At 72.7% G+C, this 26,265-nt stretch carries 23 protein-coding genes, 1 tRNA gene and 1 pseudogene; 7 read left to right on the forward strand and 18 right to left on the reverse strand.

Features of this window, described 5'->3' with window-relative positions:
* The 10 genes from B4K29_RS17615 to B4K29_RS17660 form a co-directional block, all read right to left on the reverse strand.
* Entirely contained in the window at positions 1–546 is a 546-nt protein-coding gene (locus B4K29_RS17615) for a hypothetical protein (RefSeq protein ID WP_286968386.1), read from the reverse strand.
* A gap of 69 nt (positions 547–615) precedes the next feature.
* Positions 616–2,964 carry a glycosyl hydrolase 2 galactose-binding domain-containing protein gene (locus B4K29_RS17620; protein WP_029211340.1) on the reverse strand — a complete coding sequence of 783 codons (2,349 nt, stop codon included), beginning with the start codon at positions 2,962–2,964 and terminating at the stop codon, positions 616–618.
* Entirely contained in the window at positions 2,961–3,968 is a 1,008-nt protein-coding gene (locus tag B4K29_RS17625) for a DUF1839 family protein (RefSeq protein WP_286959180.1), read from the reverse strand. The genes B4K29_RS17620 and B4K29_RS17625 overlap by 4 nt, the downstream gene beginning before the upstream one ends.
* Positions 3,969–3,974: 6 nt before the next feature.
* Entirely contained in the window at positions 3,975–4,904 is a 930-nt protein-coding gene (locus tag B4K29_RS17630) for a hypothetical protein (RefSeq protein WP_286957866.1), read from the reverse strand.
* 12 nt (positions 4,905–4,916) lie between these two features.
* Positions 4,917–6,125, reverse strand: a complete 1,209-nt coding sequence (locus tag B4K29_RS17635; RefSeq protein ID WP_029211338.1) for an acyl-CoA dehydrogenase family protein — start codon at positions 6,123–6,125, stop codon at positions 4,917–4,919.
* Positions 6,125–6,379 carry an acyl carrier protein gene (locus B4K29_RS17640; RefSeq protein ID WP_019285468.1) on the reverse strand — a complete coding sequence of 85 codons (255 nt, stop codon included), beginning with the start codon at positions 6,377–6,379 and terminating at the stop codon, positions 6,125–6,127. Before B4K29_RS17640 ends, B4K29_RS17635 begins: the two co-directional genes overlap by 1 nt.
* Positions 6,380–6,565: 186 nt before the next feature.
* Positions 6,566–10,165, reverse strand: a complete 3,600-nt coding sequence (mfd, locus tag B4K29_RS17645; protein ID WP_286959178.1) for a transcription-repair coupling factor — start codon at positions 10,163–10,165, stop codon at positions 6,566–6,568.
* Positions 10,166–10,283: 118 nt separating this feature from the next.
* Positions 10,284–10,883, reverse strand: a complete 600-nt coding sequence (gene pth, locus B4K29_RS17650) for an aminoacyl-tRNA hydrolase (protein WP_286959176.1) — start codon at positions 10,881–10,883, stop codon at positions 10,284–10,286.
* 117 nt (positions 10,884–11,000) lie between these two features.
* The gene (locus B4K29_RS17655; protein ID WP_019285465.1) at positions 11,001–11,696 is read right to left on the reverse strand and encodes a 50S ribosomal protein L25/general stress protein Ctc; all 696 of its coding nucleotides are present in this window, start codon (positions 11,694–11,696) and stop codon (positions 11,001–11,003) included.
* 206 nt (positions 11,697–11,902) lie between these two features.
* Positions 11,903–13,243, reverse strand: a complete 1,341-nt coding sequence (locus B4K29_RS17660) for a UDP-glucose dehydrogenase family protein (protein ID WP_037213343.1) — start codon at positions 13,241–13,243, stop codon at positions 11,903–11,905.
* Between the two features lie 218 nt (positions 13,244–13,461).
* Between B4K29_RS17660 and B4K29_RS17665 the strand changes: the two genes are divergently transcribed.
* The 3 genes from B4K29_RS17665 to B4K29_RS17675 are packed head-to-tail and all read left to right on the forward strand — an operon-like array spanning position 13,462 to position 15,226.
* Positions 13,462–13,968, forward strand: coding sequence for a holo-ACP synthase (locus tag B4K29_RS17665; RefSeq protein ID WP_029211333.1), 507 nt, complete (start codon positions 13,462–13,464; stop codon positions 13,966–13,968).
* Entirely contained in the window at positions 13,965–14,213 is a 249-nt protein-coding gene (locus B4K29_RS17670; protein WP_019285461.1) for an acyl carrier protein, read from the forward strand. Before B4K29_RS17665 ends, B4K29_RS17670 begins: the two co-directional genes overlap by 4 nt.
* A complete protein-coding gene (locus B4K29_RS17675; protein ID WP_286959174.1) occupies positions 14,213–15,226 on the forward strand; it encodes a hypothetical protein in 1,014 nt (337 codons plus the stop codon). The genes B4K29_RS17670 and B4K29_RS17675 overlap by 1 nt, the downstream gene beginning before the upstream one ends.
* A gap of 70 nt (positions 15,227–15,296) precedes the next feature.
* Here the strand turns inward: B4K29_RS17675 and B4K29_RS17680 are convergent, their stop codons facing one another.
* The 6 genes and pseudogenes from B4K29_RS17680 to B4K29_RS18380 form a co-directional block, all read right to left on the reverse strand.
* Positions 15,297–16,289 carry a ribose-phosphate diphosphokinase gene (locus B4K29_RS17680; protein ID WP_019285459.1) on the reverse strand — a complete coding sequence of 331 codons (993 nt, stop codon included), beginning with the start codon at positions 16,287–16,289 and terminating at the stop codon, positions 15,297–15,299.
* A complete protein-coding gene (gene glmU / locus B4K29_RS17685; protein ID WP_286957859.1) occupies positions 16,286–17,752 on the reverse strand; it encodes a bifunctional UDP-N-acetylglucosamine diphosphorylase/glucosamine-1-phosphate N-acetyltransferase GlmU in 1,467 nt (488 codons plus the stop codon). Before glmU ends, B4K29_RS17680 begins: the two co-directional genes overlap by 4 nt.
* 131 nt (positions 17,753–17,883) lie before the next feature.
* A tRNA-Gln gene (locus B4K29_RS17690) sits at positions 17,884–17,962 on the reverse strand.
* Between the two features lie 25 nt (positions 17,963–17,987).
* A complete protein-coding gene (locus B4K29_RS17695) occupies positions 17,988–18,473 on the reverse strand; it encodes an HNH endonuclease signature motif containing protein (RefSeq protein ID WP_286968389.1) in 486 nt (161 codons plus the stop codon).
* A gap of 44 nt (positions 18,474–18,517) precedes the next feature.
* A pseudogene (locus B4K29_RS18490) lies at positions 18,518–19,456 on the reverse strand (DUF222 domain-containing protein); the annotation flags it as partial.
* Between the two features lie 239 nt (positions 19,457–19,695).
* Positions 19,696–20,865 (reverse strand): methyltransferase domain-containing protein, encoded by a 1,170-nt coding sequence (locus tag B4K29_RS18380; RefSeq protein ID WP_313535809.1) that lies wholly within the window; start codon positions 20,863–20,865, stop codon positions 19,696–19,698.
* A gap of 253 nt (positions 20,866–21,118) precedes the next feature.
* Between B4K29_RS18380 and B4K29_RS17710 the strand changes: the two genes are divergently transcribed.
* From B4K29_RS17710 to B4K29_RS17720, 3 genes are read left to right on the forward strand one after another with little or no spacing between them, the layout of a single operon-like run.
* Positions 21,119–22,027, forward strand: coding sequence for a shikimate dehydrogenase (locus B4K29_RS17710; protein WP_286958137.1), 909 nt, complete (start codon positions 21,119–21,121; stop codon positions 22,025–22,027).
* Positions 22,027–23,910, forward strand: coding sequence for a bifunctional sugar phosphate isomerase/epimerase/4-hydroxyphenylpyruvate dioxygenase family protein (locus B4K29_RS17715; RefSeq protein WP_286958135.1), 1,884 nt, complete (start codon positions 22,027–22,029; stop codon positions 23,908–23,910). Before B4K29_RS17710 ends, B4K29_RS17715 begins: the two co-directional genes overlap by 1 nt.
* 10 nt (positions 23,911–23,920) lie before the next feature.
* Positions 23,921–24,781 carry an IclR family transcriptional regulator domain-containing protein gene (locus B4K29_RS17720; protein WP_286958131.1) on the forward strand — a complete coding sequence of 287 codons (861 nt, stop codon included), beginning with the start codon at positions 23,921–23,923 and terminating at the stop codon, positions 24,779–24,781.
* Positions 24,782–24,790: 9 nt separating this feature from the next.
* On the opposite strand, the gene B4K29_RS17725 is transcribed toward B4K29_RS17720, so the two are convergent.
* Together B4K29_RS17725 and B4K29_RS17730 are read right to left on the reverse strand one after the other, a co-directional pair.
* Positions 24,791–25,285 (reverse strand): MarR family winged helix-turn-helix transcriptional regulator, encoded by a 495-nt coding sequence (locus B4K29_RS17725; protein WP_029212970.1) that lies wholly within the window; start codon positions 25,283–25,285, stop codon positions 24,791–24,793.
* 50 nt (positions 25,286–25,335) lie between these two features.
* Positions 25,336–25,671, reverse strand: coding sequence for a hypothetical protein (locus tag B4K29_RS17730; protein ID WP_029212969.1), 336 nt, complete (start codon positions 25,669–25,671; stop codon positions 25,336–25,338).
* Between the two features lie 366 nt (positions 25,672–26,037).
* Here B4K29_RS17730 and B4K29_RS17735 point away from each other — a divergent pair, with 366 nt between their 5' ends.
* Complete coding sequence (locus tag B4K29_RS17735) at positions 26,038–26,262, forward strand: hypothetical protein (RefSeq protein WP_156911480.1); 225 nt, start codon at positions 26,038–26,040, stop codon at positions 26,260–26,262.
* Positions 26,263–26,265: the final 3 nt, after the last annotated feature.

Consider the following 26,265-nt stretch of genomic DNA (forward strand, 5'->3'; position numbering starts at 1 on the left):
TCAGGGTGCGGGAGCCGGGGTCGGCGCGGGGCTGGGCGCACCGGCCGCGTCCGCCACGAGCCAGTTGCGGGTCTCGGGCCCGATCTGCAGGGTCTTGCGGTCGAGCGAGCCGTAGCGCGGGTTGAGCTCGATGTCGGCCTGCTTCAGCTGCTGGACGACCTTCTCCTCGGTGGCGGGGTCCATGCTGTTGAGGGCGAGCGCCGTGCGGACGAAGTCGAGCGTGGACCGGGACGGGTTCTCGACCTTGTCCAGCAGCTTCCTGGCGGCGTCGTCGGACACGCCCTTGCCGGACTGCTGCACGGCGGGCAGGACGTAGCGGCCGAAGGTCAGCAGGCTGACGACGTTGGCGGGCTGCACCGGCTGCGTGACCTGCGAGGATCCGCCGTTGAACTCGCGGGCCGCGGTCTGCACGTCGGACTCGAGGATGGGCTGGCCGTCGACGATCGCCGCGGCGCGGGACTGGGAGCCCTGGTCGCACCCGGTGAGGAGTCCGGTGGCCGCGACCACGGCGGCCAGCGTCCCGGTGAGCACGCGCTTGGAAGCCAACACCATCAAGTCCTCTCGGCAAAGGGTCTGCATCGTCCGCCTCGGGGACCGTGGCGACGCGGTCCCAGCCTAGTCGGTGGTCGTGGGTGCCACGACCGGGGTGGGGATCGTCGGCGTGGGGATCGTCGGCGGGAGCAGCGGCCGCGTCGCCCGGACCTCACCCGCCCCGTCGGTCACCCAGCGGGCGCGGACCGCCGAGTAGGCCGGGGCGGACGCGAAGCGCCAGGCCCAGCCGAGGTCGCGGAAGCCCCCGAGCGCCTCCTCGACCTCGACCTGCGCGTGCCCCCGGGCCGGGACGGCGAGCTCGAGCTCCGCGTCGAGGACGGCGTCGCCCTCGAGGTCCAGGGCCTCCAGCCGGAGCGTCCCTCGCACCGGGCGCCCCGTGTCGTTGACCGCCTCGAGCAGCACCCCGTCCAGACCACGATCGAGGAGCAGCAGCGCCACCGGCGCGAGCACCTCGGGCAGCGCGAGCAGCGGCGCCTTGGGCGCGCCGATCACGTCGATCAGCCCCCACCCCGGGCCTGGTGCGAGGTCGCGGTGGGCCAGGACGATCGCGCCGCCGGTCGGGGTGGGCGAGCTGCGCCACCAGGCGAAGCTCTCGGTCATGACCCGGGCGACGGTCCGGCGCTGCAGGTCCTCCCAGCCCTCCGTGGTGAGCTGCCTGGCGGCTGCGTCGACGTCGGTGTCGACGCCGGTGTCGCCGTTGTCGGCGCCGGCGGGGTAGCGACCGATCCACGCCCGCACGTAGTGGTCGGTGACGTCCACGAAGTCCCACGACGTCCCCCGGTCGTGCGGGGCGGCCCGGCGCCACGCGGATCCTCTGCCCCGGTCGTCGGGGGCCGGCAGCAGGCCCAGGTCGTCCAGCTCCGCCATGGTCGACGGCTCGGGCGGTATGGCGAACGTCAGCGCCTCGGACGCGAAGGACACGCGCGCGGTGCGGGCGTCCTCGAGCGGCCGCAGGTAGGCCCCGACGCCGAAGTAGTGGCTCACGCCGTGCTCGATGCTGACCGGGCGGGGCCCGCCGGACGGGCTCGAGGTCACGTGGATCGCTCCGGGCACGAGCTCGTCCGCGAGGCGCGGGAGCAGGTCGTGCAGGGCCGTCATCCGCCGTCGCTCGGGGGGCAGACCCATGAGGGTGGGCTGCTGCTCGGTCTCGGTGCCGCCGCAGACGACGGCGAGGTGCGGCCAGCCGCCCCAGGCGCCGAGCTGGTCCCGGAGCTCGGCCTCGAGCTCGGCGAGCCAGGCCTCGTCCTCGGGCGGGTCGAAGGTCGCGAGCATGGCGTCCTGCCACACGAGCAGACCGCGTTCGGCGGCGAGCTCGCGCAGGACCTGGTCGGCATAGGTGCCCGTGCCAGGGATGCGGACGAGGTTGATGCCGGCGGCGACGAGGGCGTCCAGGTCGCGGGCCACCTCGGCCGGGTCGCTGGTCCAGCCGAGCGGGTCGGTGGTGGCCCAGACGACCCCCCGGACGAAGACGTCGACGCCGTTGACGGCGATCGCGAAGCGGTCGTCCTCGCGGCGGGCCCTGATGTGGGAGAAGCCGATCCGCCGGTCCAGGACCGTCTCGCCCCCGACCCGGACGTGCAGGCGGCGCAGCCGAGGCAGCCCGTGGGTGTGCGGCCACCACAGGGTCGCGCCGTCGTCGCCGGACACGACGCCCACGTCGTGCGACAGGCGCAGGTGCCATGCCCCGTCGTCCTCGAGGGTGGGCTCGGCGGTCAGCCGCTCCCCGTCCAGGGTCACCTCGACCGGGAGCGGTTCCGCGGCCCGCACGTGCAGCGCGAGCCGGGCGGTCCAGCCGTCGGGTGCCGGCTCGACCTGCGTGCGGATCGACACGACCTCCGCGCGGGGACGGGCGCGCAGGCCGGCCTCCCCGAGGATGCCGACCGGGGGCAGGACGCCCTCCCAGGTGGGGATGCGCCCGAGCAGCGGGGTCCGCCGCCACCGCAGGCTCGGGTCGGGCAGGAGCGAGCTGCGCCAGCGGGGACGGGGCTTGCGGGGCACGGGCGTCTCGCCGAAGGACGCAATCCGCACGGCGATCTCGTGCGGTCCGGCCGTGAGCGCGCCGAGATCGATGACGTGACGGCGGAAGGCGTTGTCGCTGCGCAGGATCCGCTGACCGTCGAGGTAGACGTCGGCGTGCGTGGCGATCCGGTCCAGCACCAGCCGGGCGCGCGGGAGCGGCTGGTCGAGGATGACGTTGCCGCGCAGCCACCAGGTGCTGTGGTCGGCCTCCGCGAGCGCCGGGACGCCATACGCCTCGACCACGGCGGCCGAGGCCGCGAGGGACCCGGGCACGACCGCCGCGACCCAGCCGTCCTGCGGCCAGGAGCCAGGCCCTGGCTGCTCGCCCGGATCGAACCGCCTCACCTGCCAACGGATCTCGACGGGGTCCGCACCGGCGGCGAGGACGGTCATCCCAGCTGGGCGGCGACGCGGTCGATGGCGCTCCCCCACCGCTCGGTGGCGCGCTGCAGGGTGGGCTCGAGGTCGCGCGCGCGGCCGCCCGTGATGCGGGCGAGGGCGAACTGGAGGTTCTTCATCTCCTGCGAGACGACGTCGAAGTCGTCTGCGGCCGTGCGCAGCTCGTCGGCATCGAGACCAGGCTGCGAGTCGCGGTCGGGGTCGTCGCCGTCGGCAGCACCGTCGGCGAGCCAGCGGGTCGCGTCCGCCGCAGCCTGGGCGGTGAGCCCCAGCTGCCGGGTGGCGGTGAAGGAGTAGAGGTGGAAGAACGCGAAGCCCCGATCGGGCAGCGTCGGCGCGACCTCGCGGACCGAGTCGCACAGGTCGGCCACCGGGTTGCCGGCGGGTCGGCGCGCGAGGTGACGGGCAGCGAGCGCCGTTGCCCGGCGGCGGATCTCGGCCTCGTCCCTGACCAGCCCGTCGAGCCGGACGCGCTCGACGTAGGGCTGCGGAGCGCACGTCGGCAGGTCGCGCAGGGCCAGCGCGCCGTCGTAGTCGTCTCCCTGCAGCGCGTAGAGGCCGGAGTTGTGGAAGTAGGTCATCGCGCGCGCCTCGGGGTCCACGCGGACGGGCACGATCGTCGTCTTGACGCGCTCGGCGCCGTAGGACACGCCATCGGTGTCCGGCAGGTAGTAGGCGTCCGACTCCACGGTCAGCAGCTCACCGGCCCCGAGGTGGTCCAGCACGTGCTCCTCAACCGTGCGCCACAGGTTGATCTCGGCGACCTCGATGCCGTAGAGGTCGCGCAGGTCGTCGGTCTGCGCCTTGAGGAAGGCCCACGCCCCGGGGACGGTGCCTGCGCTGTAGGCGCACACGCCCAGCGGCTCGGGCGGGAGCCCGAGGGCGGCGGCGATCTCGATCCAGATGTCGAGGTAGCAGTTGGTCTGGGTCCAGACCCGGTCGTCGCGGTGCAGCGGGTGGGGCGTGAAGGTGTCGGCCCGCAGGTGGTCGAGCGGCATCCTCGGTCAGGCCTGCGCGTCGAGCCCCAGCCGGGCCCGCACCTCGGTCGGCCAGGACGGGACGTCCATGCCGTGCGTCGCGAACAGCGCGACAGTGACCCGCTCCAGGCCGAAGCCGATGCAGGAGCTGTGGGCGAGCTGCCCGTCGGCCGTCGTGATGTCGAAGTCCAGCCCGAAGTGGTCGTTGTGGTAGTTGGACGAGCCGAGGGCGGTGCCGGAGTGCTCCTCGCCGTAGACCTTGCACTCGAACTCGACCTTGAGGCCGGCGTCCAGCTGGCCGGCGGCAAAGATCTTGGCGGCGCGGCCGAAGAAGGGGTCGTTGGCCGGCACCTCCTCGATCTGCAGCCCGATGGAGGTCAGCAGCTCGGGGCCGACGCGACGCCCGATCTCACGGTGGGCCTGGGCCTGCTCCGGCGTGCCGATGCAGACCTTCTCGCGCATGCGGAAGGACACGAGCCGCATGGGGTCGTCGGACGGCTCGTGCCGGAAGCAGCGGTTGCCGGTCTCGTAGGTCACGCCCCGCTCCAGGCGCGTGCCCGCGTGCAGCGGGTAGGTCTGGTGGCAGGGCGCGGACAGCAGGTCCAGGCGCGCGGGGACGAGGTGCGTCGTCCAGTCCTCACCGGCGTTCTTGTCGACCACCATCGCCTTGTGCGCCTTGGTGTCGCCGGTGAACACGTCGACCGAGCCGATGAGCTGGGGGAACGAGTCGAGGTAGCCGGTCTTCTCGAACACCGGCTGCGTGAGCAGCGGGGGGAAGGAGATGACCGTCACGTCCTCGGTGGGCTGCATCTCGTGGACGAGTCGCTCCACCCCGGCCAGGACGTCCTCGAAGGTGCCGGTGAACGCGGACAGCCCGCGCAGCGGCAGCTCGACCATGTGGCCGGCCTCGACGAGGTCCCGGCGCAGGGCCAGCTCGCGGTCGTGACGTGAGGTCATGTGGGTCTCCTGTCAGCCCTTGTAGATGAGCTCGAGCTGGGCGGTGTTGCCGAGGATCCGGTCGTTGTTGACCATCAGCTGAGCGCCGTAGGCGTCCCGCAGCTGGCGATCCAGGCTCACCGCCCCCGTCCGACGATAGCCCGCGATACCCACGATCAGCAGGGCTTTGGCCACGATGTCCACGACCGTCTCGGCGCTGTAGACCTTGAGGGTGTTGTAGCCGATCGCCCGGCCCATCAGCGTCGCGGCCTGGGACGTGGGGTCGACCTCGAGGTAGCCGGCCGTGGCGCCGTGCACGCGGGCCCGGAAGGTCTCGAGCACGACCTCCAGCTCGGCCATCCGCAGGCCCGTCACCGGCTGCAGCTGCCCCGACCGGCGGGCGGCCTGCCGGACCACGCCACGTGCCGTCGCCGTCGCGCCCTCGGCGAGCCCCAGCCAGCAGGAGGACCACAGGGAGTGCGCGACCGGCAGCATCGTGCGGGCCGACAGGTCGGCGTAGTCGTCGGGAAAGATCCGGTCCTGGTGGGAGCGGGCCGTGAGCACGAAGCCGGGGCTGCAGGTGCCGCGGAAGCCCATCGTGTCCCAGTCGCCCAGGGGTTCCAGCGTCAGGTCGGCCTTGTCGCACACGACGAGGACCTGGTCGCTCTCGACCGCCTCCGCGTCCTTGCGGGCGGTCACGAAGATGAGGTCGGCCTCGACGCCGTAGGAGATGACGGGAGCCTTCTTGACCAGCTCGAAGGTGCCGTCGTCGGCGCGGTCGACGTGGCACAGGCTCCGTCGGACGTCACCGCCGATGCCCATCTCGGTGGTGGCGGAGCCGACGAGCAGCTGGTCGGCGGCGATGCGCCGCATCAGCTCCTGGAGGTAGGGGGTGCGACCGTGGTGCACCAGGCACCCCACCTGGATCTGGTGCATCGCAAAGATCATGGCGGTCGAGGCGCAGCCCTTGGCGAGCTCCTCGCAGGCGAGCCCGATCTGCACCACGTCGGCCCCGAGGCCGCCGAGGTCGGTGGGGATCCAGGCCCCGAGCAGGCCCGCCTCGCGCAGCGCCGTCATGGCCTCGCGCGGGAAGCGGGCGTCGCGGTCGACGTCGGGGGCGTGGACGGCGGCCACCTCGGTGGCGATGCGCCGGGCCTCCGCGACGACGTCCGTGGCGGTGGCTGCGGCGGAGCCGACGGAGCCGGTGCCCGTGGTGCTGGTGCTGGTGGCGCTGCCCGTCATCAGTCCTCCACCAGCGGCGCGAGCGCGGCCTGGAGGGCGTCGACGGACGCGAAGGTGCTCTTGACGAGCAGCTCGTCCGGGATCTCGATGTCGAGGGTGTCCTCGAGCTCGAGGACCACGTTGACGGTCGCGTGGGAGGTCAGCCCGGCGGAGTAGAGGTCGGCGTCGGCGCCGATCTGGTGGGCATCAACCTTGAGCCGGCCGGCCTCGGCCAGGGCGTCACGGATGGTGGTGGTCAGCGAGTCGACAGACATGGAGCCCTCTGGTGCGCGGGTGACGATGACATGGCACGAGCGACCACAGGTTCCCCCTCGGGTCGCTCGTCCTTGAGCCTAGTGCGGACCCCTGGCGTCCACCTCTCGTTCGCCCTGTTGCCCAACGTGCGTCACCACATTGCGTCGAACCCTGACGTCCGGTGACATCGGGGTGACGCTGTGCGGTCAGCTGCGGCCCTGCACCCCGGCCGCCGTCGCGATGTCATCCAGGAGCACCGACTGCATGAGATCGCTGGCCCAGCGCAGGATCTCGTCGTCGCGCAGCACCTTGCCGCCGACCTTGGCCGTCATGGGCGCCGGCACCAGGAGCTGCCGCTGCGGCTCCTTGACCAGGGTGCCGGGATAGAGCCGCATCAGCCGCATCTGCTGGGACTCGCGCAGCTCCACCGGGCCGAACCGGACGAACTTGCCCTGCACCCCGATGTCGTTGACCTTGGCCCGGCGGGCGACGGTGCGCAGCCGGGCCACCTCGATGAGGTTGTCGACGGCCGGCGGCGGCGTGCCGTAGCGGTCGGTGAGCTCCGCGACGATGTCGGCCAGGGCAGCCTCGTCCTCGACGACGGCGAGCTTCTTGTAGGCCTCCAGGCGCAGCCGCTCCCCCGGGACGTACTCGTGCGGGAGGTGGGCGTCGACGGGGAGCTCGATCTTGATCTCCATCGGCTGGGCCGCGGAGTCGTCGCCCCGGAAGTCGGCGACGGCCTCGCCGACCATGCGGACGTAGAGGTCGAACCCGACGCCCGCGATGTGGCCCGACTGCTCGCCGCCGAGGAGGTTGCCGGCGCCCCGGATCTCGAGGTCCTTCATGGCGACCTGCATGCCGGCGCCGAGGTCGGTATGGCTGGCGATGGTCTGCAGCCGGTCGTGGGCGGTCTCGGTGAGCGGCTTCTCGGGGGGGTAGAGGAAGTAGGCGTAGGCGCGCTCGCGGCCACGCCCCACCCGCCCGCGCAGCTGGTGGAGCTGGGACAGGCCGAGCATGTCGGCGCGCTCGACGATGAGGGTGTTGGCGTTGGAGATGTCCAGGCCGGTCTCGACGATCGTCGTGCAGACGAGCACGTCGAACTTCTTCTCCCAGAAGTCCAGCACGACCTGCTCGAGCCGGTGCTCGCCCATCTGCCCGTGCGCGGTCTCGATGCGCGCCTCGGGGATGATCTCGCGCAGCCGGGAGGCGGCCCGCTCGATCGAGGACACCTTGTTGTGGACGAGGAAGACCTGGCCCTCGCGCAGCAGCTCGCGCCGGATGGCCGCGACCACCTGCTTCTCGTCATACGCACCGACGTAGGTGAGCACCGGGTGACGCTCCTCGGGCGGGGTCGCCAGGGTGGACATCTCGCGGATGCCGGTGACGGCCATCTCCAGGGTGCGCGGGATCGGGGTCGCGCTCATCGCGAGCACGTCCACCGAGGTGCGCAGCGCCTTGAGCTGCTCCTTGTGCTCGACCCCGAAGCGCTGCTCCTCGTCGATGATGACCAGGCCGATGTCCTTGAACGCGATCTCCTTGGACAGGAGCCGGTGCGTGCCGATGACGAGGTCGACGCTGCCGTCCTTGAGCCCGGCGACGACCTCGCGCGCGTCCTTGTCGGACTGGAAGCGGGACAGCGCCTTGACCACCACGGGGAACTGCGAGTAGCGCTCGGAGAAGGTGTTGTAGTGCTGCTGGACGAGCAGGGTCGTCGGCACCAGCACGGCGACCTGCTTGCCCTCCTGGATGGCCTTGAAGGCGGCGCGCACCGCGATCTCGGTCTTGCCGTAGCCGACGTCGCCGCAGATGAGGCGGTCCATGGGCACGGGCTTCTCCATGTCCGCCTTGACCTCGTCGATGCTGGACAGCTGGTCCGGCGTCTCGACGTAGGCGAAGGCGTCCTCGAGCTCGCGCTGCCAGGGGGTGTCCGGCCCGAAGGAGTGCCCCGTGGTCGCCATGCGGGCGCTGTAGAGCCGGATGAGCTCCCCCGCGATCTGCTTGACGAACTTCTTGGCGCGGCTCTTGGTCTTCTGCCAGTCGGAGCCGCCCATCTTGGACAGCGTCGGCTGCTCGCCGCCCACGTAGCGCGTGACCTGGTCGAGCTGGTCGGTGGGGACGAAGAGCTGGTCGGCCGGCTGCCCGCGCCGGGAGGAGGCGTACTCCAGCACGAGGTACTCGCGCGTGGCGCCGCCGACGGTGCGCTGCATCATCTCGACGAACCGGCCCACGCCGTGCTGCTCGTGCACGACGAAGTCGCCGGGGCGCAGCTGCAGCGGGTCGACCTGGTTGCGGCGCCGCGAGGGCAGCCGGCGCATGTCCTTGGTGCTGGTGCCCTGGCCCGACGTGCCGGTCAGGTCGGCCTCGGTCAGGACGACGAGATCGACGCTCTCGCAGGCGAACCCGCGGCCCAGCCGGCCGGTGGTGATGGACGCGACCCCGCCCTCGATCTCGGCGCCGTCGGCGAGCAGCCGAGCGGGCAGGCCGCCCTCGCCGAGCAGCTCGACGAGGCGCTTGGCGAGGCCCTGCCCCTCGGTGACCATCAGGACCCGCCGCTGGTCGTGCAGCCAGCCCTGCAGGTCGGCGAGCACGGCGTCCCGGTCCCCGCGGTAGGCCGGCGTCTCGACGGTCGGCACCGTGAAGGTGAGCGCGTCGTCATCGCCGCTCTCCATCAGCTCGGCGAGGTCCTCGTCGGCGGCGAAGGGCGTCAGGGTCCACCACGGCCGGGAGGTGGCGAGTGCGTGCTCGCGGACGTCCCCGAGCTGCCAGTAGGACGCGGTGCCGAGCACGCTCTCGAGGTCGACGGGCACCGCGTTGCCGGCGGCGGCGTTGGCCCAGCTCGCCTCGAGGAACTCGGCGCTCGTCGCCACCAGGTCGCGGGCCCGGGTGCGCACCCGCTCGGGGTCGCACACGACGACGTGGGCACCCGCGGGGAGGGTGTCGAGCAGGCTCTCCATGCCGTCGACCAGGGCCGGGCCGAGGGACTCCATGCCCTCGACGGCGATCCCCTCGGCGACCTTGTCGAGCAGGTCGCGGACGCCGGGCAGCTGCTCGGCCAGCGCGCGCGCCCGGTCGCGGACCGCGTCGGTCAGCAGGATCTCGCGGCAGGGGGGCGCCCACAGCCCGTGCTCGGCGACCTCGAGGCTGCGCTGGTCGGCGACCCGGAACCACCGGATCTCCTCGATCGTGTCGCCCCACAGCTCGACGCGCAGCGGGTGCTCCTCGGTCGGTGGGAACACGTCGAGGATGCCGCCGCGGACGGCGAACTCGCCGCGCCGCTCGACCAGGTCGGTGCGCGTGTAGGCCGCGCCCACCAGCGCCTCGACGATGTCCTCGAGGGGGCGCTCGTCGCCGGCGACCAGGGCCACCGGCTCGAGCTCGCCGAGGCCCGTCGCGATCGGCTGGATCAGGGCCCGCACGGAGACCACGAGCACGGAGATCGGGCCGTATGCCGGGTCCTCGGCGGACGGGTGCGCGAGCCGCCGGAGCACGGCCAGGCGCCGCCCGACGGTGTCGCTGCGGGGGCTGAGGCGCTCGTGCGGCAGGGTCTCCCAGCTGGGGAACTCCGCCACGGCGTCGTGCGGCAGGAAGCAGCGCAGCGCCGCGGCCAGGTCGTCGGCCTCGCGCCCGGTCGCCGTGACAGCCAGGACGGGTGTGCCGCCACGGTGCTGGGCCAGCAGCGCGATCAGCGGGGCGCGCGAGCCGCCGGCCGCGGCCACGTCGACGAGCTGCTCGACGCCGACGGACTCCAGGACACGACGCACCGTGGCGTCGCGACCGAGGACGTCGAGGAGGGCAGGCAGCGCCATGAGCAGTCTCGCTTCCGGGGGAGGTGGCGTCCGAGGAGGATCTGGGCCGCGGGCCAGCCTACGCCGCAGCACCGACACACCCGCTCCCTGCGGGAGCGCGAGGGCGTCGGCTCCGAGGTCAGCGGGCGTTCCAGCGGTCCTGGGCGTAGGTGAGGCCCTGGGTCAGCAGGTCCTCCACGACGTCGGCAGCGTCCTCGAGGAGCACGCCCACGTCGGCCCGCTCGCCCGAGGCGAAGTCCTTGAGCACGAAGTCGGCCGGGTCCTGACGTCCCGGGGGGCGGCCGATGCCGATGCGCACCCGCACGTAGTCCTTGGTGCCGACGCTCTTGCTGATGGACCGCAGGCCGTTGTGCCCGCCCTCTCCCCCGCCGAGCTTGACCCGGGAGGACGCGAAGGGGATGTCGAGCTCGTCGTGGATCACCACGAGCTGGCGCGGCGGCACCTTGTAGAAGGAGGTCAGCGCCTTGACCGGGCCGCCGGACTCGTTCATCCACGAAGACGGGACGGCGAGCACCGCGCGCGGGCCGGGGGCCCCGCCCGGCAGGACGCCCACGCGCACCTCGGCGGCGGCGGCTCGCGCCTTGTGGCGCTTCAGCGTCGCCCCCGCCCGCGCCGCGAGCACGTCGACCGCCATGGCACCGACGTTGTGCCGGTTCCTGGAGTACTGCGTCCCGGGGTTGCCGAGGCCCACGACGAGCCAGGTGTCCGAGGTGGTCATGTCAGGAAGTCTCCCAGAGCGAGGGGGTGGCACGACGCCGCGGCGCCCAGGTCCTGCCTGGGCGCCGCGGCGTCATACGGGTCGTGCTGCGGGACGGGCCCGCGGGAGGGGCGAGGCTCAGGCCTCGTCGCCCTCGGGCTTGGCCTCGTCGCCCTCGGCGGCGTCGGTGCCCTCGGCGGACTCGCCCTCGGCGGCCTCGTCCTCGGACTCCTCGTGCTCGATGCCGGCCTCGGCCTCGGCCTCGGCGAGCTCGGCCTCCAGCGCCTCCGCGGAGACCTGCTGGGTGATGTTGACGACGAGCAGCTCCTCGTCGGACACCAGCGTGGAGCCGGCGGGCAGCTCGATCTCCTTGGCCAGGATCTGCGTGCCGGCGGCCAGGCCCTCGACGGAGACCTCGACACCCTCGGGGATGTGGGTGGCCTCGGCCTCGACGGAGATGACGGGGTTCTCGAGCTGGACGACGGTCTCGCTGGCGGCCTCGCCCGTGAGGGAGACGGAGATGTCGACGGTGACCTTCTCGCCGCGGCGGACGACGACGAGGTCGACGTGCTCGATGACGACGGTGCGGATCGGGTCGCGCTGCACGTCGCGGGCCAGGGCGTACTGCTCCTGGCCGTCGACGACGATGGTCAGCAGCGCGTTGGGGTTCTTGAGCGCCAGCAGCGTGTCGTGACCCGGGAGGGTGACGTGCACGGGGGCGGCGCCGTGGCCGTACATGACGGCGGGGATCTTGCCCGCGCGGCGGATGCGGCGGGCAGCGCCCTTGCCGAACTCGGAACGGGCCTCGGCCTGCAGGACGGTGGCGTCGGACATGTCGACTCCTCGGGGGGTGGTGGGGAGATATCGGTCGGGCCTCGACGCGGGACACGGCGCGGACGCGACGACGCGTCAGCAGGAGGCGACTCCCACCACCGCGTCGATCACGGACCTGGTCGGTGCTGCGCACCGTGCCCTGTCCCTCGCCGAGGCAACCGCACCAGCATAGCCGAGCCCGGCCGTATGCCGGAACCGCCCCGTGGTCACCAGGTCGTGCTGGCGCGGCCCATCCCGCGGTAGGACCAACCCGCAGCCTCCCACCGCCCCGGGTCCAGGGCGTTGCGGCCGTCGATGATCGCCCGCTCCTTGACCACCGAGCCCAGCTGGTCCGGCTCCAGGCTCGTGAAGTCGCTCCACTCGGTCAGCAGCATCACCAGCTCCGCGTCCACGCACGCCGCCCGCGCGTTCGGCGCCGTCTGGATGTGCGGGTAGCGCGCGTGCAGGCCCGGCAACGCGATCGGGTCGGTCACCACCACGTCCGCGCCCTGCCCCACCAACCTGGTCGCGACGTACAACGCCGGCGAGTCCCGCAGGTCGTCGCTGTCCGGCTTGAACGCCGCCCCCAGGATCGCGATCCGCCGACGCTCCACGCTCCCCCCGAAGTGCCGTTCAGCCAACGCCACCGCGTGCTGACGACGACGCTGGTTGATCGCGTCCACCTCCCGCAAGAACGTCAACGCCTGGTCCACCCCCAGCTCACCGGCCCGCGCCATGAACGCCCGGATGTCCTTGGGCAGGCACCCACCCCCGAAACCCACCCCCGCCCGCAGGAACTTCGGACCGATCCGCTCGTCGTGCCCGAGCGCCTCCGCCAGCCGCGTCACGTCCGCCCCCGTCGCCTCGCACAGCTCCGCGATCGCGTTGATGAAGCTGATCTTGGTCGCCAGGAAGGAGTTAGCCGCCACCTTCACCAGCTCCGCCGTCTGGTAGTTGGTCACCAGCCGCGGCATCCCGTGCGACAGCACCCCCGCATACACCTCGTCCAGCAGGTCACGCGCCGCCTCCCCCGCCACCCGGTCCTCCGGCAGGCCGTACACCACCCGGTCCGGGGTCAACGTGTCCTGCACCGCGTACCCCTCGCGCAGGAACTCCGGGTTCCACACCACCGTCGCGTCCACACCCTCGCGCGCGCACCAGTCCGCCAGCCGCGCCGCCGTCCCCACCGGCACCGTCGACTTGCCCACCACCAGCGCCCCCGCCACCGGGTGCTCACCCATCACCGCCAGCAAGGACCCCATCGCCGCGTCCAGGTGCGACAGGTCCGCGGCATACCCCGACTCCCGCTGCGGTGTCCCCACCCCCACGAAGTGCACCCGCGCCCCCGCCACGTCCCCCATCTCCGTCGTGAAGCGCAACCGCCCCCCGTCCACCCCCCGACGCAACAGCTCCGCGAACCCCGGCTCGTAGAACGGCGCCTCACCCCTCGACAACCGGGCCACCCGCTCGACGTCCACGTCGACCCCCACCACCTCGTGCCCCAGCTCAGCCATGCTGGCCGCGTGCACCGCACCGAGATATCCACATCCGATCACCGAGAGCTTCACGGGCCCGAAGATAGGCGCTCGGCAAGCCGAACGGGGCGTCGCGCGGTCGACGAGTCGCCGAACGCCCTGTGAACGTTCGGCCACCCGCCTCGTGCGGGGCCCTCGAGTTCTGGCCAACCGCCCCCCACGCCGGGGGGCCACCACCTAGGATCGGGCTGTTGACCGGCAGGAACGCCGCCGGGGGAAGCCGACGAGCAAGGGGCACGGACGGGGTGGACATGAGCGAGGGCTGCGTCGCCGAGCGTCCGTCGACGCGGGGCGCACAGGTCGCTGCCGTGGGCGTGGACACCGCCGACGTCGGCGAGGTCGGCCGATCCCTGGACGCGTACGCCGACCGCTACCGCGACTTCCTCCTCTCCCCCCGCGAGCGGGCCGAGCAGGCGGGCCTGACCGGCCGCGCGCTCGTCCTCGACACCGCCCGGCGCTGGGCGGCCAAGGAGGCCGTCACCAAGGTGCTCGGCCCCAGCGACGCGGACCCCTGGCCGTGGCGACACATCGAGGTGGTCGGCGACGCCCGACGACCGACGGTCCGGCTGCACGGGCGCCCGCGCGAGCTGGCCGACCGGCTCGAGATCCACGAGCTCGTGGTCGAGGCGCCCGTCGAGGCGCCCGACCTCCCCCGTCGCAGCACCTACCTGACCGACACCATCACCGTGACCGCGGTGGGGCTGCGCCCCGCCCGCACCGCAGACCAGCCGACACCACCGCAGGAAGGGACACCATGAGCACCGACACCATCGAGGCCGTCCGCACCGTCGTCGCCGCGCACGCCGGCCTGGAGCGCGACGCCTCCGAGCTGGCGCCCGACGACGACCTGTTCGACGCCGGCATGACCTCGCACCGCAGCGTCAACCTCATGATGGCGCTCGAGGACGACCTGGACGTCGAGTTCCCCGACGACCTCCTGACCCGCGAGACCTTCACCTCGCTGCGCTCCATCAGCGACGTCGTCGAGCGGATACGCGGCTGATGAGCCTCGTGGGGGTGCAGCCGGGGGGCCGGCACGTCGAGCTCGAGCAGGACGCGACGAAGCACGTCGTGCCGGAGCCGACCACGCCGGAGCCGACCACGCCGGCGCAGCTCGCGCCGGAGCACGTCGAGTTCCGTCGGGCCCTGGTCGAGGCGGGCCACCTGCTCCCCCTGCGGCAGCAGGGCACGTGGGGCCGGGGCGCGGACCTGGAGCGCGTCGTGCTCGGCTTCGTCGGGCGGCTGGACGCGATGTACTCCGACCGGCCGCAGACGGCCTACCACTTCGGGCCGCTCATGCCGCAGGGATGCTTCCAGCTCACCGGCTACGTCAGCTCCCAGCCCCACCTCGTCGGCAGCGTCGACATCTTTCGCGGCGGGGACTCCGAGCACCGCGAGCTGCTGGCCGAGTGCGAGGCGGGCGAGGACTGGACCCACCGGCTCGAGCCCGCCGGCCTGATGCTCGGCTCGGCCGCGTGCCACCCCCTGTATGCCGCGCTGGCGGGTCAGCAGGTCAGCGGTTCCTACCTGATCTACGGCCACGCGTTCCGCCACGAGCCGTCCGACGATCCCTTCCGCTCGATCACCTTCCGCCAGAAGGAGTCCGTGCACGTCGGGACGCACGAGGACTGCGCCGAGCACCGCGACCACTACTTCGGCCGGGCCCGTGACCTGCTCACCTCCCTCGGCCTCGAGGTGGAGGGCGAGGTCGCCAACGACCCCTTCTTCGGTCGCGCCGGCCGGCTGATGGCCCGCGGCCAGCGCGCCGCCGAGCTCAAGCGCGAGCTGTCGGTCCAGGCCTACGGACCCGGGCCCCCCCGCACCGCGCTCGCCTCGGCCAACCTGCACGGCCCCCACTTCGCCCAGGCCTTCGACATCACCCTGCCCGACGGGTCGCCGGCCGAGACGGCGTGCATGGGCTTCGGCGTGGAGCGGGTCGCCCTGGCGCTGCTGCGCGCCCACGGCCTGGACGTGCGCGAGTGGCCCGCCGAGGTGCGCCGGGAGCTCGCGCTCTGACCGTATGACGCCCGCACGCCGCCTCGGGGTGACCCCGTGAGGCGGCGTGCGTCCGGCATACGGCCGGTCGTCAGTGAGCGCGCTCCGACGCGTGGTCGAAGAGCGAGGTGACCGACCCGTCCTCGAACACCTCACGGATCGCGTCGCCGATCAGCGGGGCGATCGACAGCTCCGTCAGCTTGTCGAAGCGCTTCTCCTCGGGGATGGGCAGGGTGTTGGTCAGGACGACCTCCCGCGCCACGGACGCCTTGAGCCGCTCGACGGCGGGGTCGGACAGGATGCCGTGGGTCGCGACGATGACCACGCCGCTCGCGCCCGCCGCCATGATGGCGTCGGCGGCCTGGCAGATCGTGCCGCCGGAGTCGATCATGTCGTCGACCAGGATGCACATGCGGCCCTCGACGTCACCGACCACGCGGTTGGCGACGGACTGGTTGGCCTTGTGGGGGTCGCGGGTCTTGTGGATGAACGCCAGCGGGGTGCCGCCGAGGCGGTTGGCCCACTTCTCGGCGACCTTGATCCGCCCGGCGTCCGGGGACACCACGCACAGGTTGTGGTGGTGGTACTTGTCGTAGACGTACTCCGACAGGATCGGGATGGCCTGCAGGTGGTCGACCGGCCCGTCGAAGAAGCCGGAGATCTGCTCGGTGTGCAGGTCGACCGCGATGAGCCGGTCCGCGCCCGCGGTCTTGAACAGGTCGGCCATGAGCCGGGCCGAGATGGGCTCGCGACCGAGGTGCTTCTTGTCCTGGCGGGCGTAGCCGTAGAAGGGCATGACCGTCGTGATGCGCTTGGCGCTGGCCCGCTTGAGCGCGTCGATCATGATGAGGTTCTCCATGATCCACTCGTTGATCGGGGCCGTGTGGCTCTGGATCACGAAGGCGTCGGAGCCGCGGACGGACTCCTGGAAGCGCACGTAGATCTCGGAGTTGGCGAAGGTGCGGAAGTCGGTCGGGACCACCTGGGTCTCGAGCTGGTAGGCCACCTCCTCGGCGAGCGCGGGGTGCGCCCGGCCGCTGAAGATCATGAGGTTCTTCTCGTTGGTGCGCTTCACACCGGTCATCGGGTGGTGCCCTCCTGCTTGCTGTCGTCGCCCTGCTGGGCCGTGGCGGCGGCTGCTGCCTCGGCGGCCTTGGTGCCCGGGCGCCGCTTGGCGATGTAGCCCGGGATGTTGCGCTGACGGCCACGCGCGACGGCCAGGTCGCCGGCGCCGACCGGCTGGTTGATGGCGGAGCCCGCCGCGACGAAGGCGCCGTCACCGATCTCGGCCGGGGCCACGAGCACCGAGTTGGAGCCGATGAAGACGTGCTTGCCGAGGGTGCTGCGGTGCTTCTGCTCGCCGTCGTAGTTGGCGAAGATCGTGCCGGCGCCGACGTTGGTGCCCTCCCCGATCGTCGCGTCGCCGCAGTAGGTCAGGTGCGGGACCTTGGCGCCGTCGCCGATCTGGGCGTTCTTGGTCTCGACGAAGCCGCCGACCTTGGCCTTGACGCCGAGCGTCGTGCCGGGGCGCAGGTAGGAGAACGGACCGACGGTGGCCTGCGGGCCGATCTCGGCCAGGAGGGTCTGGGACCGGATGACGCTCGCGCCGTCCCCCACCTGCGTGTCCTGGAGCGTGGTGTCGGGACCGATCTCCGCGTCGGTGCCGATCGTGGTGGCGCCGAGCAGCTGGGTGCCCGGGCGGATGGTGGTGTCGCGGCCGATCGAGACGTCCGCGTCGATCCACGTGGTGGCCGGGTCGACGACGGTGACGCCCTCGCGCATCCACCGCTCGACGATGCGGCGGTTGAGCTCCTTGCCGAGCGTGGCGAGCTGGACGCGGTCGTTGACGCCCTCGGTCTGCCACAGGTCGTCGACGACGTGGGCGCCGACCGTGAGGCCCTGACCCTTGGCGATGGCCAGGACGTCGGTGAGGTACTTCTCGCCCTGGGCGTTGTCGGTGCCCACCTGGGCGAGGGCGCTGCGCAGCACCTGGGCATCGAAGGCGTAGAGACCCGAGTTGATCTCGGTGATCTCCCGCTGCTGCGGCGTCGCGTCCTTCTGCTCCACGATGGCGGCGACCGAGCCGTCGGCGTCGCGCACGATGCGGCCGTAGCCCGTGGGGTCCGTGAGGTGCGCGGTGACGACCGTGACGGCGCTGCCGGTGGCGTCGTGCTGCTCCAGCAGGGCCGTGAGGGTGACCGACTCGAGCAGCGGCACGTCGCCATACGTCACGACCACGGTGCCGGACAGGTCGCCCGGCAGCTGCTCGAGGCCGCACTCCACGGCCCGGCCCGTGCCCTTGACCTCGTCCTGGTCGGCGATCACCGCGTCGGGGGCGATCTCGGCGACGTGCGCCGCCACCCGCTCCCGCTCGTGACGCACCACGACCGCCAGGTGCAGCGGCTCGACGCCCTCGGCCGCCCTGATCGCGTGGCCCACGAGGCTGCGGCCTCCGATGGTGTGCAGCACCTTGGGGGTGGCGGACTTCATCCGGGTGCCCTCGCCTGCGGCGAGGACGATGACGGCGGCAGGACGAACTGCGGTCACTGGGGGTCTCCAGCCTGGCGGGGACAGGGCTCGTGCGCGCTGACGGCGCACGCCGTGAACTCTACCGGTCCACCAGGTGACGGCCGTCGGGTGCGCGCGTCCGTGGACGTCGCCGTCTCACGCGCGCCGGGCTCCCCGGGTAGGAATCGAACCTACGTCGCTTGTCCTGATTCAAAGTCAGGCGGGCCCTGCCAGCAGACCAACCGGGGAACGTCGCCTGAGCGACCGCCCAAGCCTAGTCGACCGGGTCGGCGGGTCGGCGCGGGTGGCTGCCGACGGGTCCCCAGATGGAGGGGATCAGGGGTGGGGGCGTGGTGGTGTGCTGACTGCCGTCGGGGTAGCGGTAGGTGATCGCTGGTGGCGGGTCCCAGCCGGTGTCGTCTGGCCGGTGCTGGAGGCCGTGTGCGGTGTGGCCGGCCGCTTCGTGGGCGTAGTTGTGGGCCTCGCACACCCCGACGCCGTTGCTCGCGCTGGTGGGCCCGCCGTCCCGCCACGCCTGGACGTGGTCGACGTGACGGATGGGCGAGTCGCAGCCCGGGGCCCGGCAGGTCCCGTCGCGCCACACGATCAACCGGCGCAACGCGCCGTCGAAGGTGCGACCTCGCGCGTCCAGGGCGACCAGCTGCCCGGTGTCGGGGTGGGTGTACAAGCGGCGCAGGAACACGTCCGCCGCCCGCGCCAGCACGGCCGGGTCGTCCCCGTCGACCCCCTCACCCGGCACGTACCCCGGCGAAGTGTCACCGTCCCTGAGGACGTGCCCATCCCCATCACCACAGCCGTTCTCGGGGTGGCTGCCGTGGTGGCGTTCGTCCTGCCCGCGCAGCAGACGGCGCGCGACGGGGGCCGGGACCGGGCCGTAGCCAGGCAGCCACGCCGCGGTGTCCCCGGTCCCGAACGCTGCACCAGCAGGTCCGCGCGCAGCTGCGACACGCTGCGGGCGTCCCCGGCCGCCTTCGCGGCCTGCGCACCCCGACCCAACGACGCCAGGCAGGCCACGCCCTCCACCAACGGCAGCAACGCCGACAAGCGCATCATCCCGCCCGGGACCGGGCGACCCGACACGTGCCGGTCCGCCACGACACGGTCATGGGCCGCGGTCGCCGCGCCCGGGTCCAGCTCGTAGGCGATCGCCCGGGCCCGGGCCTCCAGCTCCCGCACCGTCCACCCCGCCGCGTGCGGCGCGACCTCCTCGTCCACGGTCAACCGGTCATCCCGCCCGACCTCGATCGTGGCCGCCGCGACCGCCCGCACGTGATCGACCGACACCAGCCCCCGCCGATGCAGACCCGCCAGGCGGGGCAGCTCCCGGTCCGCGACCCGCGCCAACCCCAACCGGAACCCCGCCGCCGACGCCGAGCACCCCAACGCCGCCCCGACCTGCGCCGCGACCCCCGGCGCCGAGGAACCCCGGTCCGACGCCCGCCCCGACGCCTGCTCGCGCTGGTCGTGGCGGTCCTCGTCCAGGGCCAGCATCACCCGCAGCTGCGCGGCCTGCGCCGCCCGCTCCAAACGCTGCAAGGACGCCAGCAACGCGGTCCGATCCGCGTCGGTCAGGGTCTCGTCCAGCACCACCAACCGGTCCACGACCGCGTCCACCCCACCCGCCGACAGCGTCCCAGTCGCGGCCTCGGACAGGGGGGTCAGGTGGCGGCGTGCCGGACCCGCGTCGGGCTGGTGAGCCTCGCGGAGCGGCGCCGTCGTCATACGAACATGATAGCGAAAAGCATGACCGTAAACCACCCTTGACCAGCAGAAAAACCCATCCGCCGAGACCCTCACCGACCGTCAGCACCAGTCGCCAGGAGTGGCTGCGACGAGCCCCTTCGCTCCCCCCCGGAAGCCCGGCAGCCGCCCCACGCTCACCCGACGAGCCTCCCCCTCACGGGAGTCACAGATCTTCGGGTTGGAACCCGAAGATGTTGCACGAGGGTGAGCGGAGGGGCTCAGGCCTGCTGGACCTCGACCCGGTTGCCCATGCCGTCATGGGTGTGCAGCCGCCGCACGCCCGGGATCGCGTCGTCCCACGTGACGTCGTGTCCGGCAGCCTCGAGCCGGCGCGCCACCTCATCAAGGTCACCGGCAAGCAGGCAGGGGTGCGCCTTGCGGGCCGGGGCGAAGTCCGGCTCGACCCCGACGTGCACCACCGCCGACCCGGAACGGAACCAGCAGCCGCCGCGTGCCGCAAGGACGGGCGGCTTGGGGAGCTCCTCCATGCCGAGCAGCTCCCCGTAGAACGCACGCGCCAGCGCTTCGTCGCCGGGTGCGCAGGACACCTGGACGTGGTCGAGGCCGACGACCAGCGGGGCGATGTCGTCACGCGGGCGTGGACGGCGACCCACAGCGAAGACGCGGTGGAAAGGGAACGAAACGCCATACGGCTCACGGGGATAGGCCCGGCGCAGCCGCTCGCGATAAGGCGCGAGGAAGGACTCGGCGTCGTCGCCCAGCACCTCGAGGACCGGGCGCAGGCCGGTGCCGCGCACCCACTCGAGGACCGGATCCTCCTGCGTCCCAGCAGGATCCAGGACGTGCAGGTATGTCGTCTCCCACGCGTCCGCCTCGAGCCCGGACGCCGCCAGCAGCCGCAGGTAGTCCGTGGCCGCCCCTGACGCCCGGGCGCGGTCCAGCACGGCCCGCAGCTCCGCGGCACGGGGGTGACCGGCCGCCACCTCGCGCATCAGCGCATGGCTCGGGGCGTCGAAGTTGGCGGGCACCTGCATCGCGAACCACCCTGCGGCGGAGAGGTGCTCGAGCCAGCGCGGGACCAGGTCTCGGTGCGTGGGGACCCACTGCAGGGTGGCATTGGTGACGAGGACGTCGATGGGGGCGCCGAGCGCGGACGGGTCCCACTCCTCGGCGCGGGCCTGCACCCACTCGACCCGCCCGTCGGGGTCGAGCTCCCGCGCACGAGAGAGCATCTCGGGGCTGGCGTCGACGCCGACGACGCGGGCCCGCGGCCAGCGGCGGGCGAGCTCCAGCGTGAGCGGGCCGTCGCCGCAGCCGAGGTCGACGACAAGCTCGGGATCGTGCGTCGGTTGGATGCGCGCCGTGAGGTCCCGGAAGGGGCGGCTCCGGTGGTCGGCGAAGCGGGCGTACAACGTCGGGTCCCACATGGCGGCGCCTCCTGCGATCGGGGGGAACGACATACTTATCTTGACATCAAAATATCTGGCGTCAAGACCCCCAAGCCGTCATCCCGTCAACGTGAGGGTTTCGTCCAACATTCTTGGAGGAAACCCTCACGATCTTGGGAGGAGGGAGGCTGGGCGAGCGGGAGGTGGCGTGCGGGATGTGAACGGTGGTCCTGTGTGCGAACCACTCATACTGGCTGGGCCACCTAGACCACACGTGACGGAAGGCCAGCCCGTGAGCACACGCCAGGAGTCCTACCTCGCCGGACTGATCGGGGACGGCGTCCTGCCGTCGCTCACTCCCCCGATGCACGAGCGCGAGGCCGAGCACCACGGGCTGCGCTGCGTCTATCGCCCCGTCGACCTGCACGTCCTCGGCCTGGGCGCCGACGCGGTCGGGCCGCTGCTGCGGGCGGGACGGGACCTGGGGTTCAACGGGTTCAACATCACCCACCCGTGCAAGCAGGTCGTCATCGCCGAGCTCGACGAGGTCGTGCCGGACGCCGCGCGCCTGGGGGCGGTCAACACCGTCGTGGTCACCGAGGACGGTCGCCTCGTCGGGCACAACACGGACGCAACTGGATTCGCGTGGGGGTTCACGCGCGCCCTGCCCGACGTGGCCCGCGAGCACGTCGTGCAGATCGGCACGGGTGGCGCCGGCTCGGCCGTCGCCCACGCCCTCCTGCGCAGCGGCGTCCGCCACCTCCACCTCGTCGACCTGGACGTGGCCCGCGCCGCCGCCCTGGCCGCCCTGCTCACCACGGCCCAGGGTGGCGAGCCTGGCGACGAGCACGCCGACGAGCACGCCCCCACCGTCACGGCCCACGGGCCGGCGGACGTGCCCGACCTCATCGTCGGCGCCGACGGGCTGGTCAACTGCACCCCCGTCGGGATGCACCAGCACCCCGGCACGCCGCTCGACCTCGCCCTCCTGCACCCACGCCTGTGGGTGGCCGACGTCATCTATCGCCCCATGCGGACCCAGCTGGTGGAGGCCGCCGACGCCCTCGGCTGCCGGGTCATGGAGGGCGGCTGGATGGCGGTCGGCCAGGCGGTCGACGCCTTCACGATCCTCACCGGGCGCCAGGCCGACGAGCAGCGGATGCGCGACCACTTCCGTGAGCTCGTCGAGGCGGGTCGCTGATGCGCACGTCCATCGCCACCGTCTGCCTGTCCGGCACCCTCGAGGACAAGCTCGACGCCTGTGCCGCAGCGGGATTCGACGGGGTCGAGATCTTCGAGCAGGACCTCGTGGTCAGCCCGTCGAGCCCCCGCGAGATCCGGGCCCGCTGCGCCGACCTGGGGCTGACGATCGACCTCTACCAGCCCTTCCGCGACGCCGAGGGGACCGACGAGGCGACCTTCGCCGCCACCGAGCGCCGGCTCGAGCACAAGCTCCGCCTCATGGCCGAGCTCGGTGCCGACACCCTGCTCGTGTGCAGCAACGTCGGCACCGCGACGATCGACGACGACGACCTCGCCGCCGAGCAGCTGCACCGCCTCGCCGAGCGAGCGGGGCAGCACGGCGCCCGCCTCGCCTACGAGGCCCTCGCGTGGGGGCGGTTCGTGTCGACATACGACCACGCCTGGGACCTGGTGCGCCGGGCCGACCACCCGGCGCTCGGGACCTGCCTGGACACCTTCCACATCCTCAGCCGGGGCAGCGACCCCGCCGGGATCGAGCAGATCCCGGGCGACAAGATCTTCTTCGTCCAGCTCGCCGACGCGCCCGCGCTGTCCATGGACGTCCTGTCCTGGAGCCGGCACCACCGCGTGTTTCCGGGTCAGGGCGCCTGGGACCTGCCGGGATTTGCTGCGCACGTGCTGCGGGCGGGCTACACGGGGCCGATGTCGCTCGAGATCTTCAACGACGTCTTCCGCCAGGCCAACGAGGAGCGCACGGCGGTCGACGCGCGCCGCTCGCTCACCTCGCTCGAGGAGCGCACCGCACAGCGCCTGGAGCACGACGGCGGTGCGACCACCGTGCCGCTCGCGACCCTCCCCCGCGTCGACGACCCGACGGGGTTCAACTTCGCCGAGATCCGGGCCGGGGACGACGCCGGGGTCGCGGCGACCGAGTCCCTGCTCGCCGCACTGGGATTCACGGCCCGTGACACGCACCGCAGCAAGGCCGTCGACCTGTGGACCCTCGGCCGGGCGGCCGTCGTGGTCAACCGCGAGCGGGGGTATGCCGCAGGCCCGCACGTGGCCGCCCTCGGCTTCGACGTCGCCGATCCCGTGCTCGCGGCCAGCCGCGCCCTGCAGCTCGGCACGCACCTCGTCCCCCGGCGCACGCAGGCCGGTGAGGAGGTCCTGCAGGGCGTCGAGGCCCCCGACGGCACCGAGATCTTCTTCTGCGCCGCCCCGCACGGCCCCGACACGGGCAGCGGCTGGTGGCGGGAGTTCGGTGACGGGCAGGTGGAGCGCGAGACGTCCACCGGCACGGTCGTCGACCACGTCAACCTCGCCCAGCCGTGGCAGTCCTTCGACGAGAGCGTGCTCTTCCTCGCCAGCGTCCTGTCGCTGGACCCCGCGCCCTCGGTCGACGTCGCGAGCCCGCAGGGCCTGGTCCGCAGCCAGGTCATGCGCACCAGCGACGGCTGCGTCCGGGTCGCCCTCAACGTCGCCCCACCCATCGTCGAGCAGGAGCGCGACCGCCTGAGGCAGGCCCAGCACGTGGCGTTCTCGTGCGACGACCTCGTGTCCTTCGCCCGCCAGGCACGGGACCGGGGGCTGCGGTTCCTGCGCATCCCGGCCAACTACTACGACGACCTCGCGGCCCGCTTCGACCTCGACGCCGAGCTGCTGGCGACGCTGCGCGAGCTCGACCTCCTCTACGACCGCGACGACCAGGGCGGGGAGTTCCTGCACTTCTACACCGCGACCGTGGGGTCGGTGTTCTTCGAGGTCGTCGAGCGGCGGGGAGGCTATGACGGGTATGGCGCTCCCAACGCCCCCGTGCGCCTCGCCACCCAGCACGCCCGCCTGCACGGGACCCTCCGCGAGGCGACCGGGCCGGATCGCTAGGATCGAGGCCATGACCAGCACGGATGCCGCCACCGACGCCACCCCCGACGACCCCGGCACGCCTGGCACCCCCGGCACGTCTGGTGCTCTCGGTGTGGCCGCGGGGCAGGTGCCCGGTGACGGCTACGTGCAGTCGCTGGCCCGCGGGCTCGCCGTGATCCGAGCCTTCGACGAGGAGCACCCGGAGATGACGCTGTCCGACGTGGCGCGCCGCACCGACCTGTCCCGCGCCGCGGCCCGACGGTTCCTGCTCACCCTGGCGGCCCTGGGGTACGTCCGCAGCGACGGCCGGACCTTCAGCCTCACCCCGCAGGTGCTGCGGCTGGGCTTCGCCTACCTCGCCAGCCAGACCCTGCCCGACGTCGCGCAGCCGCACCTGCAGGACCTCTCGGAGCGGATCCACGAGTCGACGTCCGTGGCGGTCCTCGACGGCGACGACATCGTCTACGTCGCCCGCCGCGCCACCACCCGCATCATGACGGTGTCCATCCGGGTGGGCACGCGCTTCCCGGCGTACGCGACCTCGATGGGACGGGTGCTGCTCGCGGGGCTGCCCGACGACCAGCGGCAGGCCTATCTCGAGGGTGTCCGGCTCGAGCGACTCACCCCGCAGACCGTCGCGTCCGTCGAGGCGCTGCGCCGCTCGCTCGACGAGGTGCGCGAGACCGGCTGGTGCGTGCTCGACCAGGAGCTGGAGCTCGGCCTGCGCTCGCTCGCCGTGCCGATCCACGACCCGCGCGGTCAGGTCGTGGCCGCCGCCAACGTGTCGACCAAGGTCATGTCGACCGAGCGCGGCCAGCTGCAGGGCTATCTCGACGCGCTGCGCGACACCGCGCGGGCGATCGAGGAGGACCTGCGCGTGCAGGGCTGAGCGGCGACCTCAACCCTCGAAGGACAGCAGCAGCCGCCGCAGCGTCCCCGCCAGCTCGGCGCGGTCGGCGGCGGACAGCTCGGCCAGCAGCGCTCGCTCGCGCCCCAGCAGGTCCGCGAACGCCGCGTCGACCACCGCGCGCCCCTCGTCGGTCAGCGCCACGATCACCCCGCGGCGGTCGTGCGGGTCGGGCGAGCGACGCACGAATCCCCGTGCGGTGAGCCGGTCCACGCGGTTGGTCATGGTGCCGCTGGTCACCAGCGTCTGGTGCACGAGAGCCCCCGGGGACAGCTCGTATGGCGCCCCGGCCCGTCGCAGCGCAGCCAGGACGTCGAACTCCCACCCGTCGAGCCCGTGCTGGGCGAACGCCTCACCCCGCGCCAGGTCGAGGTGCCGGGCCAGGCGCGAGACGCGCGACAGGACGTGCAGGGGCCCGAGATCGAGGTCGGGCCGCTCGCGTCCCCACGCCTCGACGATGCCGTCGACGTCGTCAGAGGTGCTCATGGGGACAGGCTACTCCCGTCAAGTTTCTCGACGTCGAGCGACCTGCCTGCTCAGGAGACGTCGCCGCGGATCCAGCGGGTCACCCGCTCCCCCAGCGGGGTCAGCGTGTCCCGGGCGTCGGCGTGCTCCGTCAGCAGCTCCCACCCGTGGCCGGCCTCCAGCCAGACGAAGGCCTTGTGCTGGGACGGCGCCGCCTGCACCATCGCCTCCACGGGGGCGCGGTCGCCGGAGTCCTGCGCCGACATCGCCGCGAGCACCGGCATGGTCAGCGTGGGGGCGGCCTGGGCGGCTGTCGGAGCCTCGTGCCACTGGCCCGGACCGGACAGGTCGACCACGGCGTCCGCGCCGAGGGCCTTGGCGAAGCCGGCCGCCATGGACCCACCCATGGACGCGCCGACCAGCGTGACGCGCTTGGCCCCCGCTTGCGCGCCTCCTGCACCACCGCGCGCAGCTGGCCCTGGCGGTCGCCGTAGAACGGTGTCCCCGGCTCGCAGCGGGCGCCGGCATACCCGCAGAGGTTGACGAGGTAGCCCGTGAACCCCGGCGTGGGCAGTGTCGACAGGTAGGGCCAGAACCCGCAGAAGCCCTCGTCCGACTGGTGCACGAACACCGCCGCGTTCGTCCCCGAGCCCACGACCGCCCCACTCAGCGTGGCCCCGCCCGGACCGGCGTAGGTGATCGGCTTGGCGCCCGGCACGCGCGCCTGGGTGCGGGCGCAGGTGAGGTCCAGACCGGTCGGCTCGGAGGTGGGGGTGGCCGACGCAGCGCTGGACGTGCTGGCGGCGCTGGACGGGCTTGACGTGCTGGCGGTGCTCGACGCGCTCGAGGCGGACTGGCTGGAACCCGACGAGCCCGACGAGCTCTGTGCGGTCGACTCGCTGCCGGCCTGCGTGCCGCCACCCCCGCCGCAGGCGACGAGCAGCAGGGCGACGGGCGCGGCGATCAACATCTTCGGTGATCTCATATGTCAACATTGACAT

It is taken from the genome of Arsenicicoccus sp. UBA6765 (genome assembly GCF_002453335.1).
In the GTDB taxonomy this organism is placed as follows: Bacteria; Actinomycetota; Actinomycetes; order Actinomycetales; family Dermatophilaceae; genus Arsenicicoccus; species Arsenicicoccus bolidensis.

Coding starts and splice junctions, on each gene's coding strand:
- B4K29_RS17620 (WP_029211340.1), bottom strand. CDS start 2,964: ATGACCGTCCTCGCCGCCGGTGCGGACCCCGTCGAGATCCGTTGGCAG.
- B4K29_RS17625 (WP_286959180.1), bottom strand. CDS start 3,968: ATGCCGCTCGACCACCTGCGGGCCGACACCTTCACGCCCCACCCGCTG.
- B4K29_RS17630 (WP_286957866.1), bottom strand. CDS start 4,904: ATGACCTCACGTCACGACCGCGAGCTGGCCCTGCGCCGGGACCTCGTC.
- B4K29_RS17635 (WP_029211338.1), bottom strand. CDS start 6,125: ATGACGGGCAGCGCCACCAGCACCAGCACCACGGGCACCGGCTCCGTC.
- B4K29_RS17640 (WP_019285468.1), bottom strand. CDS start 6,379: ATGTCTGTCGACTCGCTGACCACCACCATCCGTGACGCCCTGGCCGAG.
- mfd (WP_286959178.1), bottom strand. CDS start 10,165: ATGGCGCTGCCTGCCCTCCTCGACGTCCTCGGTCGCGACGCCACGGTG.
- pth (WP_286959176.1), bottom strand. CDS start 10,883: ATGACCACCTCGGACACCTGGCTCGTCGTGGGCCTCGGCAACCCCGGG.
- B4K29_RS17655 (WP_019285465.1), bottom strand. CDS start 11,696: ATGTCCGACGCCACCGTCCTGCAGGCCGAGGCCCGTTCCGAGTTCGGC.
- B4K29_RS17665 (WP_029211333.1), top strand. CDS start 13,462: ATGAGCGAGGGCTGCGTCGCCGAGCGTCCGTCGACGCGGGGCGCACAG.
- B4K29_RS17670 (WP_019285461.1), top strand. CDS start 13,965: ATGAGCACCGACACCATCGAGGCCGTCCGCACCGTCGTCGCCGCGCAC.
- B4K29_RS17675 (WP_286959174.1), top strand. CDS start 14,213: ATGAGCCTCGTGGGGGTGCAGCCGGGGGGCCGGCACGTCGAGCTCGAG.
- B4K29_RS17680 (WP_019285459.1), bottom strand. CDS start 16,289: ATGACCGGTGTGAAGCGCACCAACGAGAAGAACCTCATGATCTTCAGC.
- B4K29_RS18380 (WP_313535809.1), bottom strand. CDS start 20,865: ATGTGGGACCCGACGTTGTACGCCCGCTTCGCCGACCACCGGAGCCGC.
- B4K29_RS17715 (WP_286958135.1), top strand. CDS start 22,027: ATGCGCACGTCCATCGCCACCGTCTGCCTGTCCGGCACCCTCGAGGAC.
- B4K29_RS17720 (WP_286958131.1), top strand. CDS start 23,921: ATGACCAGCACGGATGCCGCCACCGACGCCACCCCCGACGACCCCGGC.
- B4K29_RS17725 (WP_029212970.1), bottom strand. CDS start 25,285: ATGAGCACCTCTGACGACGTCGACGGCATCGTCGAGGCGTGGGGACGC.
- B4K29_RS17730 (WP_029212969.1), bottom strand. CDS start 25,671: ATGGGTGGGTCCATGGCGGCCGGCTTCGCCAAGGCCCTCGGCGCGGAC.